General features: G+C 62.9%; 17 protein-coding genes, 1 tRNA gene and 1 pseudogene. 11 read left to right on the top strand and 8 right to left on the bottom strand.

Annotated features, from left to right (window positions below; translation table 11 throughout):
* The 4 genes from Q1V43_RS03410 to Q1V43_RS03425 all read right to left on the bottom strand — a co-directional run.
* The coding region (locus Q1V43_RS03410) for a GlxA family transcriptional regulator (RefSeq protein WP_300513948.1) at positions 1-813 on the bottom strand (813 nt) is incomplete at its 3' end.
* Between the two features lie 60 nt (positions 814-873).
* Positions 874-1,890 (bottom strand): biotin-dependent carboxyltransferase family protein, encoded by a 1,017-nt coding sequence (locus tag Q1V43_RS03415; protein ID WP_300513950.1) that lies wholly within the window; start codon positions 1,888-1,890, stop codon positions 874-876.
* A complete protein-coding gene (locus tag Q1V43_RS03420; protein ID WP_300513952.1) occupies positions 1,887-2,576 on the bottom strand; it encodes an allophanate hydrolase subunit 1 in 690 nt (229 codons plus the stop codon). Before Q1V43_RS03420 ends, Q1V43_RS03415 begins: the two co-directional genes overlap by 4 nt.
* Positions 2,576-3,355 carry a 5-oxoprolinase subunit PxpA gene (locus Q1V43_RS03425; protein ID WP_300513954.1) on the bottom strand — a complete coding sequence of 260 codons (780 nt, stop codon included), beginning with the start codon at positions 3,353-3,355 and terminating at the stop codon, positions 2,576-2,578. The genes Q1V43_RS03420 and Q1V43_RS03425 overlap by 1 nt, the downstream gene beginning before the upstream one ends.
* 497 nt (positions 3,356-3,852) lie before the next feature.
* Here Q1V43_RS03425 and Q1V43_RS03430 point away from each other — a divergent pair, with 497 nt between their 5' ends.
* Positions 3,853-4,797: a DUF2927 domain-containing protein gene (locus tag Q1V43_RS03430; RefSeq protein WP_300513955.1), complete on the top strand. Its 945-nt coding sequence runs from the start codon at positions 3,853-3,855 to the stop codon at positions 4,795-4,797.
* A 102-nt stretch (positions 4,798-4,899) separates the two neighbouring features.
* On the opposite strand, the gene Q1V43_RS03435 is transcribed toward Q1V43_RS03430, so the two are convergent.
* Positions 4,900-5,358: a hypothetical protein gene (locus Q1V43_RS03435; RefSeq protein ID WP_300513957.1), complete on the bottom strand. Its 459-nt coding sequence runs from the start codon at positions 5,356-5,358 to the stop codon at positions 4,900-4,902.
* Positions 5,359-5,720: 362 nt separating this feature from the next.
* On the opposite strand from Q1V43_RS03435, the gene Q1V43_RS03440 reads away from it, so the two are divergent.
* Positions 5,721-7,379, top strand: coding sequence for a winged helix-turn-helix domain-containing protein (locus tag Q1V43_RS03440; protein ID WP_300513959.1), 1,659 nt, complete (start codon positions 5,721-5,723; stop codon positions 7,377-7,379).
* 128 nt (positions 7,380-7,507) lie between these two features.
* Here Q1V43_RS03440 and Q1V43_RS03445 read toward each other — a convergent pair whose 3' ends face one another.
* Positions 7,508-8,734 (bottom strand): c-type cytochrome, encoded by a 1,227-nt coding sequence (locus Q1V43_RS03445; RefSeq protein WP_300513961.1) that lies wholly within the window; start codon positions 8,732-8,734, stop codon positions 7,508-7,510.
* A 490-nt stretch (positions 8,735-9,224) separates the two neighbouring features.
* A tRNA-Ser gene (locus Q1V43_RS03450) sits at positions 9,225-9,314 on the bottom strand.
* 150 nt (positions 9,315-9,464) lie between these two features.
* Between Q1V43_RS03450 and Q1V43_RS03455 the strand changes: the two genes are divergently transcribed.
* From Q1V43_RS03455 to Q1V43_RS03495, 9 genes and pseudogenes are all read left to right on the top strand, one after another.
* Positions 9,465-10,295 carry a DUF2059 domain-containing protein gene (locus Q1V43_RS03455; protein WP_300513963.1) on the top strand — a complete coding sequence of 277 codons (831 nt, stop codon included), beginning with the start codon at positions 9,465-9,467 and terminating at the stop codon, positions 10,293-10,295.
* 188 nt (positions 10,296-10,483) lie between these two features.
* Positions 10,484-11,086, top strand: a complete 603-nt coding sequence (locus Q1V43_RS03460; protein ID WP_300514005.1) for a 50S ribosomal protein L21 — start codon at positions 10,484-10,486, stop codon at positions 11,084-11,086.
* A 21-nt stretch (positions 11,087-11,107) separates the two neighbouring features.
* On the top strand, positions 11,108-11,377 hold the full coding sequence (rpmA, locus tag Q1V43_RS03465) for a 50S ribosomal protein L27 (protein WP_300513965.1): 270 nt from the start codon (positions 11,108-11,110) through the stop codon (positions 11,375-11,377).
* Positions 11,378-11,594: 217 nt separating this feature from the next.
* Entirely contained in the window at positions 11,595-12,134 is a 540-nt protein-coding gene (locus Q1V43_RS03470) for a GNAT family N-acetyltransferase (RefSeq protein ID WP_300513967.1), read from the top strand.
* A gap of 19 nt (positions 12,135-12,153) precedes the next feature.
* Positions 12,154-12,666 (top strand): GNAT family N-acetyltransferase, encoded by a 513-nt coding sequence (locus tag Q1V43_RS03475; protein WP_300513969.1) that lies wholly within the window; start codon positions 12,154-12,156, stop codon positions 12,664-12,666.
* Positions 12,656-13,162: a GNAT family N-acetyltransferase gene (locus Q1V43_RS03480; protein WP_300513971.1), complete on the top strand. Its 507-nt coding sequence runs from the start codon at positions 12,656-12,658 to the stop codon at positions 13,160-13,162. Before Q1V43_RS03475 ends, Q1V43_RS03480 begins: the two co-directional genes overlap by 11 nt.
* Before the next feature lie 58 nt (positions 13,163-13,220).
* Positions 13,221-14,252, top strand: coding sequence for a GTPase ObgE (gene obgE / locus Q1V43_RS03485; protein WP_300513973.1), 1,032 nt, complete (start codon positions 13,221-13,223; stop codon positions 14,250-14,252).
* Positions 14,240-15,346: pseudogene (gene proB / locus Q1V43_RS03490) on the top strand (glutamate 5-kinase). The gene obgE and the pseudogene proB overlap by 13 nt, the downstream one beginning before the upstream one ends.
* Before the next feature lie 114 nt (positions 15,347-15,460).
* On the top strand, positions 15,461-16,714 hold the full coding sequence (locus Q1V43_RS03495; RefSeq protein WP_300513975.1) for a glutamate-5-semialdehyde dehydrogenase: 1,254 nt from the start codon (positions 15,461-15,463) through the stop codon (positions 16,712-16,714).
* A gap of 26 nt (positions 16,715-16,740) precedes the next feature.
* Here Q1V43_RS03495 and Q1V43_RS03500 read toward each other — a convergent pair whose 3' ends face one another.
* Positions 16,741-17,340 carry a histidine phosphotransferase family protein gene (locus Q1V43_RS03500; protein ID WP_300513977.1) on the bottom strand — a complete coding sequence of 200 codons (600 nt, stop codon included), beginning with the start codon at positions 17,338-17,340 and terminating at the stop codon, positions 16,741-16,743.
* Between the last annotated feature and the right edge of the window lie 21 nt (positions 17,341-17,361).

Consider the following 17,361-nt stretch of genomic DNA (forward strand, 5'->3'; position numbering starts at 1 on the left):
GTGCTTGGTAAAGAGCCGTTCGATCTGCCGACGCGAGATGGCGAACTCGTTGGCCACATCGTCGAGGTTCAGCGGCTGGTCGATATTGGCCTCGAAATGTTTGATCACCCGCACCAGGTTTTCGTTGCGAATGCCGATCGAGGCGGAGCGCGAACTTTGCTGCGCTTCGGCATCCGATCGGTGCAGGCTGTGGATGCACATGTTCAGCACGGCCTGGCTCAGCGTCAGGCCGAACCGGTCGTTGATCAGGCGCAAAAACAGGTCGGTGGCCGCCGTGCCACCGCTGGCGGTCATGATGCGGTCGTCGATTACATATAGCTGCTCGCGCGGCTCCAGCTCCGGGTGCAGCTCGCGGAAGGGGGGCAGGTTCTCCCAATGGAGCGTGAAGGCGCGGCCCTTCAGCATGCCCGCGCGCGCAAGCGTATAGGCCCCGGTGCACAGACCGCCCACGGTGCAGCCCTTGCGCCAATGGGCCCGGATCCAATCGGCGGTCCTTTGCGAACTGCTCTGTTCCGGCAACACGCCCGAACAGACGAAGACAAACGCATTGCGATCGAGGTCGCAAAGCGGCCCGCCCACCCCCAGTTCCACCCCGTTCGAGGCGCGCACGTTCTCGCCATCCTCAGACAGGGTGCGCCATTTGAACAGCGGTTTGCCGGTCAGCTGGTTGGCAATGCGCAGGGGTTCGATGGCGGCGGCAAAGGCCAGCATCGACAGGTTCGGCACCAGAACGAAGACGATCTCCTGCGGCGGCGGCGGGGCTTCGATCGGCACGAAGGCGACGCCCTGCGGTACGAATGTGTCCTCGGTCATGGCATCGGTCTCCGAAAGGGGGGGTGGATCGGGTTTACAGCCTTGTTGCCGCCTGGGCAATCAACTGTCGGAGTCTGCACGCACCACGCCATCCACCAGGTTCTCGCGCATCAGTCGTTCCATGAGCGTGCCGCGGGGGGTGGCGATCTCGGCCAGCCAGGCCACGCGGGCGGCGGCATGGGTCCGGGCGGCGGCAACTGCTTCGGCGGGTGTAATCGCCTTGAAGCGCAGCGCATCGCGGGCGCGCAGCTGCGCGAGCCCGTCCTGATCCGGGCCGATCACCGTGGCGATCTTGGGATAACCGCCGGTGGTCTGGTGGTCGGCCAGCAACACGGTGGCCACCCCGTCCCCCGCCACCTGGATCGAGCCGCGGGCAACCGGCTCCGAGGGGATCGACAGCGCGCCGCCAATGGACAGGCGCGGCCCGTCGAGCCGCACGCCCATGCGGTCGAAGGCATCGGTAAGCTGGAAGGTCTCGGTGGTCAGCGCGGTGCGGGCGGCCGCGTCAAACAGATCGTCCTGCGGCCCCATCACCACGCGGGCGGTCCCGTCGAACCGGGCAAAGGCAGGCTGGGCAATCGGCCCCTCGCGGTCGGGACAGGTGCGGGTGTTGGCCACTTCCAGCTCCTGGCCCGTGACCAGCGCGCCGCCCCCCAGACCCGAGGTCGAGTGGGTCGCCGCATGGCCCAGCCAGTGCCCGCATTGCAGCTCACCGGCAAAGGCGATGTAGCACCAGCTGCCGGCGCGGCCGGGGCGAAGGGTCAGGGTTTGCCCGGCCTCGATGGTCAGCACCGCCCAGCCCTCCGGCCCGGACCCTGCCAGGTCGATGCCGAATTCCCCGCCTGCCACGGCCAGGCTGACCGCGCCCTCGGTGCAGGCAAGCACGATCCCCCCCATTGACACCTCGATCGCCGTGGCGCCCGCCAACTGACCCAGCGCCACATTCGCCGCCGCATGGGCAAGCCGGTCCATCGGACCGGAGGCCGAGACGCCGAAACGCTTGTGACCGGGGCGGCCCCTATCCTGGAACGTCACCAAGGGGCCCGCAAAGCGAACCGTGAACCGTGCGAAGCTCATGCCGGGGCCCCTCCCATCGCCTCGAAAGCGGCGCGGTCGATGCGGGTGAACCGCACATGGTCGCCGACATTGAACAGAAAGGGGCGCGACGGATCACCGGTCAGGATGCGTGCGGGCGAGGATCCGAGGATCGACCAGCCCGTGGGCATCTTCAGCGTGGTGACAAGGCATTGCGGGCCGGCGATGATGACCGATCCCGCAGGCACATCGCGCAGGGCGGTTGGCTTGCGCGGCACGTGAAGCGCCGGGTCCAGCCCGGTCAGATAGGCGTAACCGGGTGCAAAACCGTACATGCCGACACGGTAGCCCCCCCCGAGATGGGCGGCGATCACCGCCTCTTCGCTTTGCCCGGTGGCCCGCGCCACGGCGGCCAGGTCAGGGCCGAGGTCGGGGTCATAACAGACGGCAACATCGTGGGTTGCGACTTCGGGCGCGTGATCCGGGGCATGATCCAGCAGCGCCGCGACGGCTGCCTGCATGTCGGCGTGATCCGTCACGACCGGGTCGAATTCCACCAGCAGGTTCACCAGCGCCGGAACGACCTCGACCAGCCCCTCGGGCGGGCGGTCCGCCAGCGCCTTGTCCAGCGCCAGAACGGCGCGGGCGGCCCTGTCACCGACCTCTTCGGCCAGTTGCACCAGAAGGGCGTGTTCGGCGACCGGGGTGAACCGGGGCAGGGCGGTCATTACCCGGTCCCCGTGGGTCCGGTGCCACAGAACGGGGCGAGCGTCACCCCGGCCGTTTCCAGACGGGCGCGGATGTCCCGGGCCATGGCAACGGCATGCGGGCTGTCACCGTGCACGCAGATCGAATGGGCCGCCAGCGGGATCGGATCGCCGCCGACGACCGGCATCAGCCCGGTGTCCAGCATCATGAGAATGCGCGCGGCGGCCTCCCCCGGATCGGTGATCATCGCGCCGGGCTCCCCGCGTGGCACCAGTTGGCCATTGGGCTGGTAGCCACGATCGGCGAAAATCTCGGAATAGACAGGCAACCCCGCGTCCCGCGCCGCATGTTCCAGCGCGGTGCCGGAAATCGCCAGCACCGCCAGATCAGCCTTCAGTGCCTTGATGGCGCCGACAATGGCCGACGCCACGGCGACGTCGGCCGCCGCCAGGTTCGCCAGCGCGCCATGCGGCTTCACATAGGCGACCGGCACGGGCACAAGGTCGGCCACGGCCAGCAGGGCGCCGATCTGAGCGGCCACCATGCGCGCGACCTCTTCCGGCGTCATCGGAATGACCCGGCGCCCGAACCCCGGACGATCCGCATATCCCGGATGCGCCCCCACGACAACGCCGCGCGCCTTGGCGAGCGACAGGGTGTGAAACATTGTATCCGGGTCCGAGGCATGGCCTCCACAGGCGATATTCGCGCTGGTGACAAGTGACAATACGGCGGCGTCATCGCCCATGGTCCAGGGGCCATAGCCCTCGCCGAGGTCGGAATTCAGGTCGATCTGCATGGAAGCCTCCCCTTTGGTCCCTGTTTCGCGCGAACGCGGGCGGGGTGCAAGACATAGCACCGCGTCGGACGGCCACCCGGGCGCGTTTGATCTGTTGGCGTGCGGTGGGTTTCGAACAAGGCAGTGTATCTGCTTTGAGGCTGCCTTGCTCATCCCCATGCAGGAGTTTCGCGAATCACGGAAACACTCCGCGGCTGCGACCCGGGGAAATTCCTTCGTTCCCCTCGATATTTCCCGGCCAGACTTGCGAAATCGCATCCGGACGTGGATTACCCGGCTGTTTATTTCTGTTCGCGAGGGATGCCGCAATCCTTAGAAAATTTGTTATGTTAATTCGATTTAGCGGATTTTTGGTATGCCTTGGTATCCTCGATTTCCCTGTTCCTTGACATGTTAAACTCCTTAATGTTTGAAAAATGGCGATTTTTCTGGCATATTCTTGCGACTAGCCAGGACACTCACAGTCTCAACACGAAACTTGCACGCTGGAGGAATACATGCCCCCTTTTCGCAACACGCCCATGATGGGCGCGATTGCCAAGGTAGCCTTTGCGCTGATCGCCTCGGTCGCTTCGATCCCGTCTGAGGCGGTCGCGCAGGCTGTGTCCCGCGCCGGGACGCCGACTGAAATCATCAGCACGAACTCCGGGAACTCCGGGCTCAGGACCTACTATAAGGGCATCGAAAGGCAGCTGCTGTCGCGTGGCTACCTGCGCAGGGATCGTCGGCCCGGACGGCTGGCCCCGGAAGATCTGGCACGCAATTTCATGGCCATTGCCATGCGTTCGGAATATTCGCTGAACGGGGGAGGGCTGAGCCGGTCTGGGCGTGAAGCACCTCTGAGGCGCTGGGAAAAGCCGGTTCGCATCGGCGTGCATTTCGGCGCGTCTGCGGACGCCAAACAGCGCGCGGCGGACCTTTCGGCGGTTCGCAAGGTGGCGAGCCGTCTGCAGAAAGCCAGCAGGCACCCGGTGGCCGTGGCCGACAGCGCCGTCAATTTTCACATTCTTGTTCTGAACGATCAGGAGCGTGGAGGCGTCAAGCCCTTCCTTCGCGAGATCGCGCCGACGCTGAGCAGCGCGGCCCGAAATGCCATCCTGCGCATGCCGCCCAACGTATTCTGCATGGTTGTCGCCATTCCGGGGAAATCACGTCTGGAAGGCTATCAGCAGGCCATCGCGGTTGTCCGTTCCGAACACCCCCCGACCATGCGCCAGTCGTGCATGGAGGAGGAACTGGCCCAGGGCATGGGCCTTGCCAACGACAGCCCCGAGGCCTGGCCGTCGATCTTCAACGATGACGAGGAATTCGGGGTGCTCACGCAGCACGACGAACTCCTGTTGCGGATGCTCTATGACGACAGCCTTCGCCCGGGCATGAATGCAAGCGCGGTTGCGGGAAAGGTTTCCCTGCTGGCTCAGGCGCTGCTAAACTCCGGCTGACGCCCCGCCCGCAGGTACCTGCGCCATTCTGTCTGTGCACGAGGACGAGCCCCACAGGGCTCGTCCTTTTTTTTGCGCAATGTCACATTCGGTCGTGACGGGTTATTCGTCGGCAATCTGCGCGAAGATTCGGCGTGCTGTCGCGTTGACGCCCGGCCCGTCATCCCCAGCCGAATAGCCGAAGCTCTGTGTCGACACCACTTCGACGCCACCGCCAAGGATGTGCTTTTCAAGCATCTTGTCGCCATCTTCCCTTGCCTTGGCGAGCAGGATGAGTTCGGGCGTTGAATACATCCCCGGTTCGACACCCAGGCTGCGCGCCATCTGGTCATTGCTGACGGTCGTTTCGAAACTCTGCGTCGAGACGACTTCGGCGCCACCGCCAAGAATGTAGGCTTCAAGCGTCCGGTTGCCATCTTCCCGGGCCTGTGCCAGCTGGATGAGTTCGTGGGTTTCATAAACGCCAGGTTCCACACCCAGGCTGCGCGCCAATTGTTCATTCGCAAACCCCGGGGCCGCAAACGCCAGTATCAGTGCTGAAGTAAGTGCAAAGCGTTTCATCGGTCGATCCTTTCCAATTCTAATTAACTGAGTCGAATTGTCTCCTGTTGCCGTACAATCCACCTCAGGCTTGCCTCACTGTTTCCGAGGCTGAACCTGTGTTTGAGAGGAGGTTTGTGCAGAAACTTCTGCGTACCGCGCCTAGTCACCCGGGGGCAGAAAAGGACACGGGATTTAACAAAATCAATCTGGGCTATGCCTCCGGGATTCTTGGGAAAATCCCCTTTCGGTTGAGCCCGCCGGTGTGTGTCCATCCGACCCCTGGAAAAACTGAAGCGGTAGTTTTGCCTCCCTGTTAACGCGGAGTTTATTGCCAAAATGGCTGTTTTTCCGTTATTGTAGATCACCTGAGGGGTTGCGAAATGTCCCGAAATATTTCCGAAATTCAACCGAAACCAGATGAAATCTTTCGGATCGGAGAATTCACGTTTTCGTTGAAAACTTTTGAATTAGTCGATGTTACAGGGAACGCCATCGCATTGCGCAGTCAAAGTGCGGATGTTCTGGCACAGCTTGCACTGCATTCCGGGGAACTGGTTTCGAAAGACGCGCTTATCGAGTCCGTCTGGACGGACACCTTCGTAACCGATGACAGCCTTGTGCATTGTATCGGCGATATCCGCAGGGCACTTGGAGATACCGAACACAAGCATGTTCAGACCTATCCGAAAAAGGGATACAAACTCGTCGCCACACCGATTGGAAAGGAGGCCGCCGAGCCGATAGAGCCTGTTGTGCCCCCCTCCCGGATCTTACGCTTTGTTTTTGCCACCATTCTTGCCGCCATTCTTGGTGTGTTCTCATGGATATATCTGACCGCGCAGGATTCCGTCACGTCCCACGGTGAAAAACCCGGCATCGCCATACTTGCCTTTGACGATTTAAGCGTGGGGGACGATGCGGGCTACCTGACGGATGCCATCGCGGAGGGGATAATCACGGAGCTTGCCCGATACACCCTGATTTTCGTGACTGCGCGCAATTCCAGCTTCCGTTACCGCGACAGTGATGCCGACGCGCGCCAAATTGGCGAGGAACTTGGCGTTCATTACATTCTCGAGGGCAGCCAACAGAAAAGCGGCGACGCCCTTCGGGTCACGGTCCAGTTGATTGAAGCCCAAAGCGGAAAATACCTGTGGTCTCACGTCTATGATCAAACCATCGGAGATCTCTTCACGGTGCAGGACCAGATCATCAAGACCGTCGCCGATCGCATTGGCGTTCGCATCCAGCGGCCTGTGCCGGGGCGGGATCCAGACAAGGTCTCGGCGCTGAACCTGCATTTGCAGTCCCTCGCCATAATCAAGGACAGCTTTAACGAAGAGGCGGTCCGAAAAAATATCGAGCTTAACGAGAAGGCCGTCCTGATCGACCCGGATGCACATTACGGCTATGTCGGTCAGGCTCAGGGCTACCGCGCCGCGGCTGTATTCAGTTGGTTGGGAATGGACCAGAGCGCGGCGCTCGACAAGGCGTTGGGACTGGCCCAAAAGGCGCTGGAACTCTCGCCGGATGATCCCGAGGTCCATTATGCCCTCGCGCGTATCTACACGGAGCAGGGAGAACGCGAACAGGCCATGGCCAGCTATAACAAGGCGATCGAACTGAATCCCAGCGCGTCGAACTACCTCGTCGGCAGCACCACGCCGCTGCTTTATGCCGGAGAAACCGAGGAGGCCCTGAAACGGTTGAACCAGGCCATGGGTATCGACCCTTTCCACGAGGATTGGTTTCACTGGCAGATGGCCTGGGCATTGTGGGAAATCGAGGATTGCGAGGGCGCTCTGGCCGCAATGCTCAGGATGCGGACAATCCCGCGCGGGGCGCAACGAATGATGTCCGGAATCTATGCCTGTCTCGGCCAGGTCGAAAAGGCACAGGAAGCCTACAGGATCTTCTATGCGGAAGCCGAAGAACCGACGATTTCCGAACAGCGCGAGAAATGGCAGGACATCTGGACCGCGCCGGGAAGCCTGGAGAGGTGGCTGGAGTACATGAAGATTGCCGGCATGAAGGAGTGATTACCAAACCTTTTTGCGATCACCATCCATACTGGTTGAAACGCGAGGGGCTTTAGAATGCCGGGGTCGGGAGAGGCGCTTGTGCCTCTCCCTTGTCTTTCCGGTACCGGGAAAGAGGATCAGGCGGGCTATTGCCCCATGCAGGTCCCGTGCCGCGCGCCCTGACAGGCAAAGCTGCGTACGCTCCAGGTGCTTTTGACATAGGCAATGATGGTATCGATTTCCTCGTCACTCAGCACTTCCTGCCAGGGGATCATGCGTTCGTTGCGGGGTGAGCCTTCCCCGATCGTGGCGCGTAGCCCGGCGTCGGAATGGTGCCATGCGTGCATGTCGTTGTTGAGCGCCGGCGCCTTGAAACCGAAATCGTCGGTGGCGCCGGGGTCGTCGGGGGCCTCGCCGATGCCATTGGCGCCGTGGCAGGATGCGCAGTTGTTGTCATACAGCGTCTTGCCTGCGGCGATCGTCTCCGGGTCCGCCAGGTCGTTGCCTTCGAAGCCGGTCCAGGACTTGCCGCCATTGCGGCTCAGAAGTATCGCGCCGGTATCGACCACGGCGTAGAGCGTGTCCGGCGACGCCGGGTCTTCGGTGAGCGCCCGCAGGTAGCGGTCTTCGAATCCGGTTCCGACCACCTGCCAGTCCAGCGATGTCTCATCCGCCATGACCAGACCCGTGCCATAGACGAATGCGGCGATGCGCCCGCCGGACAGGCTGGTTACAACGGTAGCCGGGGCTTCGCTGGAATAGCTCTCTTGCCAGCTCTCGCCGTTGTCTTCGCTCACCAGCACCCCGTTCATTGTCGAGGCAAAGATCCGGTTTGGCTCTGCCCCGGACAGCGCCACCGAAAAGGTGTTTTCAGGCGTCGTTTCCAGGCTCGTCCAGTTGAGGCCGCCATCCGCGCTCAGGCGGATCGTCTTGTCGAGCCCTGCCAGTTTTGCACCGTCCAGTGGGCTCACCGACAGGGAAGTCAGAATCACGCCCGTTTCGCCCTCCGTGCCCGGCACCGCACTCCAGGTCGATGCATCGGCGCCAAGAGTGTACAGGCCCGCGGGATCCCCGGTTTCGCTGACCCCGCTTAGCACCAGCTTTTGCGGCGCGTTTGGATCGGTGGCCAGGCCGACGACGGCGGCACTAGGCGGTGTAACGATTTCCGCCATGCCGTCCGGTGTGGCGCGCAGCAGACCGTACCCGGAGGCCAGAAGAAGACTTCCATTGCCAGCCGGGTCGATCGCCAGGCCATAAACGGATTGCACGCGGTCGAGTGGTGCCCGGGCCGCCTCTTGTGCCATCGAAATTCCTGCGGTGGCCGTTGCCACCAGCATCGTGGCCGCGAGGGCTTTTCCGAGTTTTCCATACATGATCGTGTATTCCTTGTCGAAAGCGCGCGTTTTTCGTTTGATCGAGTGACACCTGGAGGCGGACCGGTTCAACAGGTTTTCTGTATCAATTGGTAACGGCCAAACGGCGCCCGGTTCACGAGCGGGCAAAAAGGGCCGAACTGGCGTACCGTATCTGACAGGCCAACTGCCTGGCCCACACTGGTCCTTGTCTCTGATTAAACTGATAAAGCCGCCCCACCGAACCCAAGGCAGGCCGGGTTGTGTCGGTTAAGTCGGTTTTGTCAGGTGGGGGAAAAGCTTGTGGCAGTAGCGTGAAAGTTTCGGGAGGGATTCGCATGGATTTGGAATTGCTCACCGCCAGCTGGCTCGGTTCTATCGCACAACCACGGACCACAATAAATCGCGGGAAATCAAATCTACCTTGAAAACCCAAAAAGGGATTCAATGAGGGATCGGAGGTCGCGCAGTCGCGAGTTATCCAATTGTATCATTTGGTTGCTGGGAATAATGGCGGAGAGACAGGGATTCGAACCCTGGGTGGGCTTGCACCCACAACGGTTTTCGAGACCGCCCCGTTCGACCACTCCGGCACCTCTCCGCGGGGGGTGAGGCGGGGTTTAGTGTGTGTTTGCGGCGGGTGCAACAGGTTTTTCACCGGCAAATGCCCGCCCGGCACTTTTTTGTGCATTGCCCGCATGCAGGGCAGGGGGATAGGCTGCGGTAACAGTTAAGGAATACAGGTGAATTCATGATGATCCCCCGGTTTCTTCAGGCGGTGTTTCTGCCTGTAACAATGCTGGTCTGGACCGCGACGGCGCAGGCCGCTGACAGGGCCCATCTGCGCGAGTTCCTCGAAGTGACGGGATTCGACGTGGCCATTGCCTCGATGCAGCAGGGCGCCATGGCCGGACCTGCCCTGGCCGGGGCCACGCCGGACGAGTTCGGCGCCGACTGGACGCGGCTGGCCGAACTGATCTTCGACCCCGACAGCATGATAGACCGCGCCGTCGACATGATGGAGGCGGTGATGCCCGACGAGCTGATCGACCACGGCATCGCGTTTTACGGCTCGGAGCTGGGCCAGCGACTGGTGGCGGTCGAGAACATGAGCCACATGGAAGACCCCGAGGTAAAGGCCGAGGGTGGCGATGCGCTGATCGCGATGCTGTCGGCAGATGACCCCGCCCGGCTGGAACAGTTGCGCGACCTCAGCCGCGCGACGGGGTCCAGCGACACCTCGATCCGCGCAATCATCGAAGTGCAGCTGCGCTACCTGGTGGCCGCGTCGCGGGCGGGCATCATCCGTTTGCGGGTTGACGAGACAGAACTGCGCCTGATGCTGCAATCGCAAATCGACCCGATGCGGACCGAGGTCGAGAAGGGCGCGGTGCGCAGTGCGGCCTGGGCTTACCGCGACATCTCGACGGAGGATCTGAAAACCTATACACAGGCGCTGGAAGATCCGTCCATGCGCGCGGTCTACGAGGTTCTGAACGCGGTGCAGTTCGAGCTGATGGCAGAACGCTACGAACGCCTGGCCGACGCCCTGTCCGATCTGCATCCGCAGCAGGACATCTGAGCCGAAAAGGCTTGACTTTGTAGGGCGTTCCCCCGATAAGCCCGCATCTGCGCCGGGGTGGTCCCGGCGTTGTGTGTTTGAAGTCTGCCTAACAAGGCACGCCGTTCGAGGTAGGGGATGTCCCCGCAACGCCGGACCGGGGAAACCCTGGCCGGGACCACAGGACGCGGAAAATGAAGGAAGATCATATGTTTGCGGTTCTGAAAACCGGCGGCAAACAATACAAGGTCCAGTCCGGCGACATGCTGCGCGTCGAAAAACTGGCTGCGACCGCGGGCGAAACCGTCCAGTTCAACGAGATTCTCATGGTCGGCGCGTCCGTGGGTGCCCCCTTCGTCGAAGGTGCTGGCGTCCAGGCCGAAGTCGTTGACCAGATCAAGGGTGACAAGGTCATCCATTTCGTCAAGCGTCGTCGTAAGCACAGCTCGAAGCGCACCAAGGGCCACCGTCAGCAACTGACCCTGATCAAGATCACCGAGATTCTGGAAAAGGGTGCAGACAAGTCCGGCGTGAAGGCCGCCGTGGGTGCCGGTTCCGTGTCGGGTGCCGCCGTTGCCGCCGCTGCCCCCAAGGCCGCGCCGAAAGCCGCCGCCAAGGCCGAAGCGCCCGCCGCTGACGCTGGTGCGGATGACCTGACCAAGATCAACGGTGTCGGCCCCGCCGCCGCCAAGAAGCTGGCCGATGCCGGTATCACCACTTTCGCTCAGCTGGCCGCTGTCGACGTCGAAAATTTCGACGCCGTCAAGGTCAAGGCCGACTGGGTCGAGCAGGCCAAAGAACTGGCCAAGTAATCAAGGCGTAGGAGAGAGAGAATGGCACATAAAAAAGCTGGTGGTTCGTCTCGTAACGGTCGCGACTCCGCGGGTCGTCGCCTTGGCGTGAAGAAATTCGGCGGTCAGGTCGTGATCCCGGGCAACATCATCGTGCGTCAGCGCGGGACCAAGATGTGGCCGGGCGCCAACGTCGGCATGGGCAAGGATCACACCATCTTTGCGACCGCCGAGGGCACCGTCCAATTCCACAAAGGCCTTAAAGGCCGCACCTTTATTTCGGTTCTCCCGGTGGCGGAGGCCGCTGAGTAAGCCGAGACCTGACAGGTAACAGAACACCAGGGGGCCGGCTGAACAAGCCGGCCCCTTTTCGTTTGAGCCAGGTCAAGAAATCCTGCTCGCAAAATGTTTACATAGATGTCGGATAAAACGGGCACAATCCGGGGGAAATTCCCGCAGCCCACGCCCATATGACCGACAGCGCTACGTGTTGTGGGCCGTATTTGTGCTTTTCGGAGGAGGGAAAGCGATGATGTATAATGCGATTGTCAACCAGCCGGTTATTGAGGCTGAGCGGTTCCGCCTGCGCCCTGTGCGCCGGTCGGATGCCGGGTTGATCGCGATGTATACCGCAGATGAGCGGGTGGCGCGGGGAACGCGCTCGATCCCGCATCCTCTGCCGCCCGGGATTTCCGACAATTTTGTCGCCCGCGCGATGGAGGACGATCGCAATGAAGACGTCTGGATCATCGACGGGGCGCAGAATGGCGACCGTGAGGTGCTGGGGGTGATCTCGCTTACCCATCTGGAGCGCGAGCAGTCGCAGTTGGGCTACTGGGTGGCGCCGGCCTTTTGGAACACGGGGATCGCATCGGCAGCCGTTCAGGCGCTGGTTCAGGCCAACCCGCAGGCCAATCGCACGATCTTTGCCGAGGTGTTCCAGGACAACCCGGCCTCGGCGCGGGTGCTGACCAATGCGGGGTTTGAATATATCGGTGACGCCGAAAGTCATTCAATCGCGCGCGACGCCAATGTGCCGACCTGGACCTATATCCGCAAAATGGTGTGACGCAGGCAGGGCATGGGCCATGGCGTTTGAACTCAAAACCGAACGGCTGGAGATCCGGCCGCTGACCGCCTCGGACGAGGCAGCGGTGGTCGCGCAGTTGGGCGACTACGAGGTCTCGCGCTGGCTGACCGTGGTGCCTTATCCCTATGCGCCCAAGGATTTCAAGGACTTCCTTGGCTTTCTTGAAGCAGATCAGCGGGAAGGTCTTGCCATCCACGCCGCCGAGGGGTTGATAGGCGTGATTGGCGCCACCGACCGGCTGGGCTATTGGCTGGGCCGGGCGCACCACGGCAAGGGCTACATGAGCGAGGCGGCCGAAGCGATTGTCGAAGAACATTTCGCCTGCGGCGCACAGGAGCTGCGGTCCGGCTATTTCGAAGGCAACCTTGGCTCTGCCCGGGTGCTGGAAAAGCTGGGGTTCCGACCCACGTGCCGGGATGAGAAAGTGAGCTCCGTCGCGCAAGGAGTTGAAGTCACGTTGAAAAACGTGATTCTGACCCGCAAGGTCTGGGAGGCACGCCATGGCGCCTGATCTCCGGACCGATCGGCTCAGGCTGCGTTCGGTCCGGCCCTCGGACCTCGACGCGCTGCATGCGCTGGTCAGCGACCGTGAGGTGGTCAGCCAGACCGCTTCCTGGCCCTGGCCCGCGGACCGGGCTTTTACCGCGACCCGATGCGAACCGATGGACCCTGCACGGGGAATTTCCGGCCTGGTCTTTCTTGGTGAGTGCCTCGTGGGCGTGATGGGGGTGCACGACACGGGTGAGAACCAGGGCGAAATGGGCTACATGTTCGCCCGCGCTCATTGGGGCAAGGGCTTTGCGACCGAGATGGGCCGCGTTCTGATTGCCCATGCCTTTGCCACCTATGATTGGACCAAGATAACGGCCTGTGTTTTTGACGGCAATCCGGGTTCGATCCGGGTGCTGGAAAAGCTCGGTTTTGCCGAGGCTGGCCCATGTGTCAGCGACTGCAAGGCGCGCGGCGGGGTGTTTCCGACCCGCACATTCACGCTGAAACGCCCGTGAGGCTTGAGCCTCCGGCCTTTTCCCTCTACGCAGAACCCGAAGTTACAGGGGCAAAACCATGAAATTCCTCGATCTTGCCAAGGTCTATATCCGCTCCGGCGGTGGTGGTGGCGGCTGCGTGTCCTTTCGGCGCGAGAAATACATCGAATATGGCGGCCCCGACGGTGGCGACGGCGGCAAGGGCGGCTCTGTGATTGCCGAGGCGGTCGATGGGCTGAACACGCTGATCGACTTCCGCTATCAGCAACATTTCTTCGCCAAGAGCGGCCAGCCGGGCATGGGCAAGCAGCGCACCGGCGCGGATGGCACCGACATTATCCTGCGTGTGCCCGCGGGCACCGAAATCCTGGACGAGGACGAGGAAACCGTCATCGCCGACCTGACCGATGTGGGCGACACCGTTGTCCTTGCCAAGGGCGGCAATGGCGGCTTTGGCAACCTGCATTTCAAAAGCTCCACCAACCAGGCCCCGCGCCGCGCCAACCCCGGCCAGCCGGGCATCGAACGCACGATCTGGCTGCGTCTGAAACTGATCGCCGATGTGGGGCTGCTGGGCCTGCCCAACGCGGGCAAATCGACATTCCTCGCGGCGACCTCGAACGCGCGGCCGAAGATCGCGGACTATCCTTTCACCACGCTGCACCCGAACCTGGGCGTCGTCGGCGTGGATCAGGTCGAATTCGTCGTCGCCGACATTCCGGGCCTGATCGAAGGGGCAAGCGAGGGCAGGGGGCTGGGCGACCTGTTCCTGGGCCATGTCGAACGCTGCTCGGTGCTGCTTCACCTGGTTGATGGCACGTCGGATGACGTGGCGGGCGACTGGCAGACCATCATCACCGAGGTCGAAGCCTACGGCGACATCCTGGGCGACAAACCGCGCGTGACCGTGCTGAACAAGATCGACGCGCTGGACGAAGAAGAGCTGGCCGAAAAGAAGGCCGAGCTGGAGTCCGTCGCGGGCCCGGTGCTGACCATGTCGGGCGTCGCCCAACAGGGCACGATCGACGTTCTGCGCGCTCTGCGCACCGAGATCGACGAGGACAAGCTGCGCCACAAACCCGACGAGGAATCCGAGACATGGCAGCCCTGAGCGACGCCAGACGCATTGTGGTCAAGATCGGTTCGGCCCTGTTGGTCGATGCCGAAACCGGCGCCCTGAAAGGCGATTGGCTGGCCTCGCTGGCCGCCGACGTAGCCGCATTCAAGGCGCGTGGCGCGGATGTGGTGCTGGTCTCGTCCGGGTCGATCGCGCTGGGGCGGGGCGTGCTGGACCTGCCTGCCGCAGAACTGCCCCTGGAGGAATCCCAGGCCGCCGCCGCGGTTGGCCAGATCCGCTGGGCGCGCGCCTAGGAAGAGGTGCTGGCACCGCTCGGGCTGACCACCGCGCAGGTGCTTGTGACGCTAGAGGACAGCGCCAACCGACGCCGCTACCTGAACTCCCGCGCGACGCTGGAAACTCTGCTGGGCCTGGGCGTGGTGCCGATTGTCAATGAAAACGATACCGTGGCCACGGACGAGATCCGCTTCGGCGACAATGACAGGCTGGCGGCCCAGGTCGCCGTGACCATCGGCGCAGATCACCTGGTGCTCCTGTCGGATGTGGACGGGTTCTATTCCGGCAATCCGCGTATTGACGCCACCGCGAAACGCTATGACGTGATCGAGGCGATCACCCCCGAGATCGAGGCGATGGCCGGCGACGCGGGCACGGGGCTCAGCAAGGGCGGCATGAAAACCAAGGTCATGGCCGCCAAGACCGCCACCGGCGCGGGCTGCGCGATGACGATCACCGAGGGCAGCCGCATGGCGCCGCTCTCCGCGCTTCTGAATGGCGACCCCGCCACGCTGTTTACCGCGCGCACCACACCGGTTGCTGCCCGCAAACACTGGATCGCTTCGATGAAACCCAAGGGCGACATCGTGGTGGACGCAGGTGCGGCCAAGGCGCTGGCCTCGGGCAAGTCGCTGCTGCCTGCGGGCGTCACCGCCGTCTACGGCATGTTCGAACGCGGTGATCCGGTCGATATTCACGGCCCTGACGGCACCCATCTGGGCGCCGGCCTTGCCCGCTACACCGGGCAGGAGGCGCGGGCGATCGCCGGCAAGCGCTCCGACCAGATCGAACCGACCCTCGGCTATCCGGGCCGCGCGGCCCTGATCCACCGGGACGACATGGCTCTTTGACCTTTCATCTTTCCAGAAATATCCTCGCCGAAGGCCAAGCGCCCGCTTGCGGGCGCGTTGGTCCGACAGCACATTCGAAGGATGTGTAAGAGGACAGCAAACAAAGGCTCCGACATGACTGAGAACACCAACATCCCCGCCCTGATGGACGACATCGGCGCGCGTGCGAAAGCGGCCGCGTCGGAGCTGGCCTTCGCCCCGTCAGAGGCGAAACGCGCCGCACTGGACGCTGCTGCGGAGGCCTGCTGGTCCCGCCGGGCCGAGATCATCGAGGCCAATGGCAAGGATATGGAGTTCGGCCGCAACAAGGGGCTGAGCCCCGCCATGATGGACCGGCTGATGCTGGACGAGGCTCGCATCCGGGGCATGTGCGACGGCTTGCGCGCCGTGGCCGCGCAGGACGATCCCGTCGGCGCCGTCATGGAGGAATGGGACATGCCTTCGGGCCTGCATATCCAGCGCGTGCGCACACCGCTGGGCGTGGTCGGCGTGATCTATGAAAGCCGCCCCAACGTGACGGCGGATGCGGGCGCGCTGTGTCTGAAGGCAGGCAATGCGGTGATCCTGCGCGGCGGCTCGGAAAGTTTTTACTCCGCCGGGGTGATCCATGACTGCCTGCAGGACGGGCTGCGCGCCGCCGGGCTGCCCGAGGACGCGATCCAGCGCGTGCCCACCCGTGACCGTGCGGCAGTCAGCGAGATGCTGACCATGACCGACCATATCGACGTGATCGTGCCCCGGGGCGGCAAGGGGCTAGTGGGGCTGGTGCAGCGCGAGGCGCGGGTGCCGGTCTTTGCCCATCTCGAAGGCATCGTACATGTCTTTATCGACAAGGCCGCCGATCCCGAAAAGACCCACAATGTGGTGATGAACGCCAAGACGCGCCGGACGGGCATCTGCGGGGCGGCCGAATGCCTGTTGGTCCACAAGGATGCGGCCCGGCTGGGGCAGGAGGTGATCAACGAACTGATGGCCGCCGGTGTCGAGGTGCATGCGGGGCCGGGGCTGACGGGCTCGAAAGCGGCCAGCGACGACGACTGGGGCAAGGAGTTCCTGGACATGGTCATCGCCGCGCGTCTGGTTGACGATCTCGACGCCGCGATCCTCCATATCAACCAGTTCAGTTCGTCGCACACCGATGCGATCCTGACCGAGGATGACGCGGCGGCCGAACGTTTCTTCTCGCGGCTGGATTCGGCGATCCTGATGCGCAATGCCTCGACCCAGTTCGCCGATGGCGGCGAATTCGGCATGGGGGCCGAAATCGGCATTGCCACAGGCAAGATGCATGCGCGCGGACCCGTGGGCGCAACGCAGCTCACATCGTTCAAATACCTTGTGACCGGGGACGGAACGACCCGCCCGTAAGGGACGTTACCCCGATCGGGCGGTGGTCAGAACTCGACACTGATCGAATGGTCCGACACGGTCAGGCCCAGCTTGCGACCCTGGCGCGCGAGCTCGGGGCCGACCAGGGCAAAATGCACCTGGGCCGGGGCCAGGCCGACTTCGGCGGCGGGATTGGACAGGAGCTCCCACACCCCGTGGTCCACTTTCAGCCGCTCTGCCACGCCGCCAACCCTCCAGTGTTCGCCATCAAAGCTCACCTGGATCTGCCCGCCCCAGGGCATGGCGGTCTCGAAACATTGCAGGATCAGGAAAATCAGTTTGACCGCCGTGCGTGGCTGGTCCCCCTCCAGAGTCCAGTCGATTTCGATCTTGCGGCCGTCCACGCCCGGCGCCAGAACCGTGGCAATCTCGCGCGCGCTGACCAACTGGCCCTGCGCGGCGGCGCCGAAGGCAATGCGGAAGAAGCGGATGCGCAGGTTCGCGTTCTCGACGCTTTCGGCGATCAGCGCCATTTCGGGCGAATCCGCCAATCCGGACAGCTGCAGCAGCTCAACCCCATTGCCGATTGCGCCCAGAGGGCTGATAAGGTCGTGGCAGATGCGTGAACCCAGTAGGGCGTTCAGGTCGCGGGAAGGTGCGGACATGGGTGGCCTCGTCTTGGAAAG

Origin of the sequence: Aliiroseovarius sp. (assembly GCF_030148435.1) — a bacterium.
Taxonomy (GTDB): Bacteria; Pseudomonadota; Alphaproteobacteria; order Rhodobacterales; family Rhodobacteraceae; genus JASBTN01.

Coding starts and splice junctions, on each gene's coding strand:
- Q1V43_RS03475 (WP_300513969.1), top strand. CDS start 12,154: ATGGCGTTTGAACTCAAAACCGAACGGCTGGAGATCCGGCCGCTGACC.
- rpmA (WP_300513965.1), top strand. CDS start 11,108: ATGGCACATAAAAAAGCTGGTGGTTCGTCTCGTAACGGTCGCGACTCC.
- Q1V43_RS03470 (WP_300513967.1), top strand. CDS start 11,595: ATGATGTATAATGCGATTGTCAACCAGCCGGTTATTGAGGCTGAGCGG.
- Q1V43_RS03445 (WP_300513961.1), bottom strand. CDS start 8,734: ATGTATGGAAAACTCGGAAAAGCCCTCGCGGCCACGATGCTGGTGGCA.
- Q1V43_RS03480 (WP_300513971.1), top strand. CDS start 12,656: ATGGCGCCTGATCTCCGGACCGATCGGCTCAGGCTGCGTTCGGTCCGG.
- Q1V43_RS03455 (WP_300513963.1), top strand. CDS start 9,465: ATGATGATCCCCCGGTTTCTTCAGGCGGTGTTTCTGCCTGTAACAATG.
- Q1V43_RS03420 (WP_300513952.1), bottom strand. CDS start 2,576: ATGACCGCCCTGCCCCGGTTCACCCCGGTCGCCGAACACGCCCTTCTG.
- Q1V43_RS03415 (WP_300513950.1), bottom strand. CDS start 1,890: ATGAGCTTCGCACGGTTCACGGTTCGCTTTGCGGGCCCCTTGGTGACG.
- obgE (WP_300513973.1), top strand. CDS start 13,221: ATGAAATTCCTCGATCTTGCCAAGGTCTATATCCGCTCCGGCGGTGGT.
- Q1V43_RS03500 (WP_300513977.1), bottom strand. CDS start 17,340: ATGTCCGCACCTTCCCGCGACCTGAACGCCCTACTGGGTTCACGCATC.
- Q1V43_RS03440 (WP_300513959.1), top strand. CDS start 5,721: ATGTCCCGAAATATTTCCGAAATTCAACCGAAACCAGATGAAATCTTT.
- Q1V43_RS03460 (WP_300514005.1), top strand. CDS start 10,484: ATGTTTGCGGTTCTGAAAACCGGCGGCAAACAATACAAGGTCCAGTCC.
- Q1V43_RS03425 (WP_300513954.1), bottom strand. CDS start 3,355: ATGCAGATCGACCTGAATTCCGACCTCGGCGAGGGCTATGGCCCCTGG.
- Q1V43_RS03435 (WP_300513957.1), bottom strand. CDS start 5,358: ATGAAACGCTTTGCACTTACTTCAGCACTGATACTGGCGTTTGCGGCC.
- Q1V43_RS03430 (WP_300513955.1), top strand. CDS start 3,853: ATGCCCCCTTTTCGCAACACGCCCATGATGGGCGCGATTGCCAAGGTA.
- Q1V43_RS03495 (WP_300513975.1), top strand. CDS start 15,461: ATGACTGAGAACACCAACATCCCCGCCCTGATGGACGACATCGGCGCG.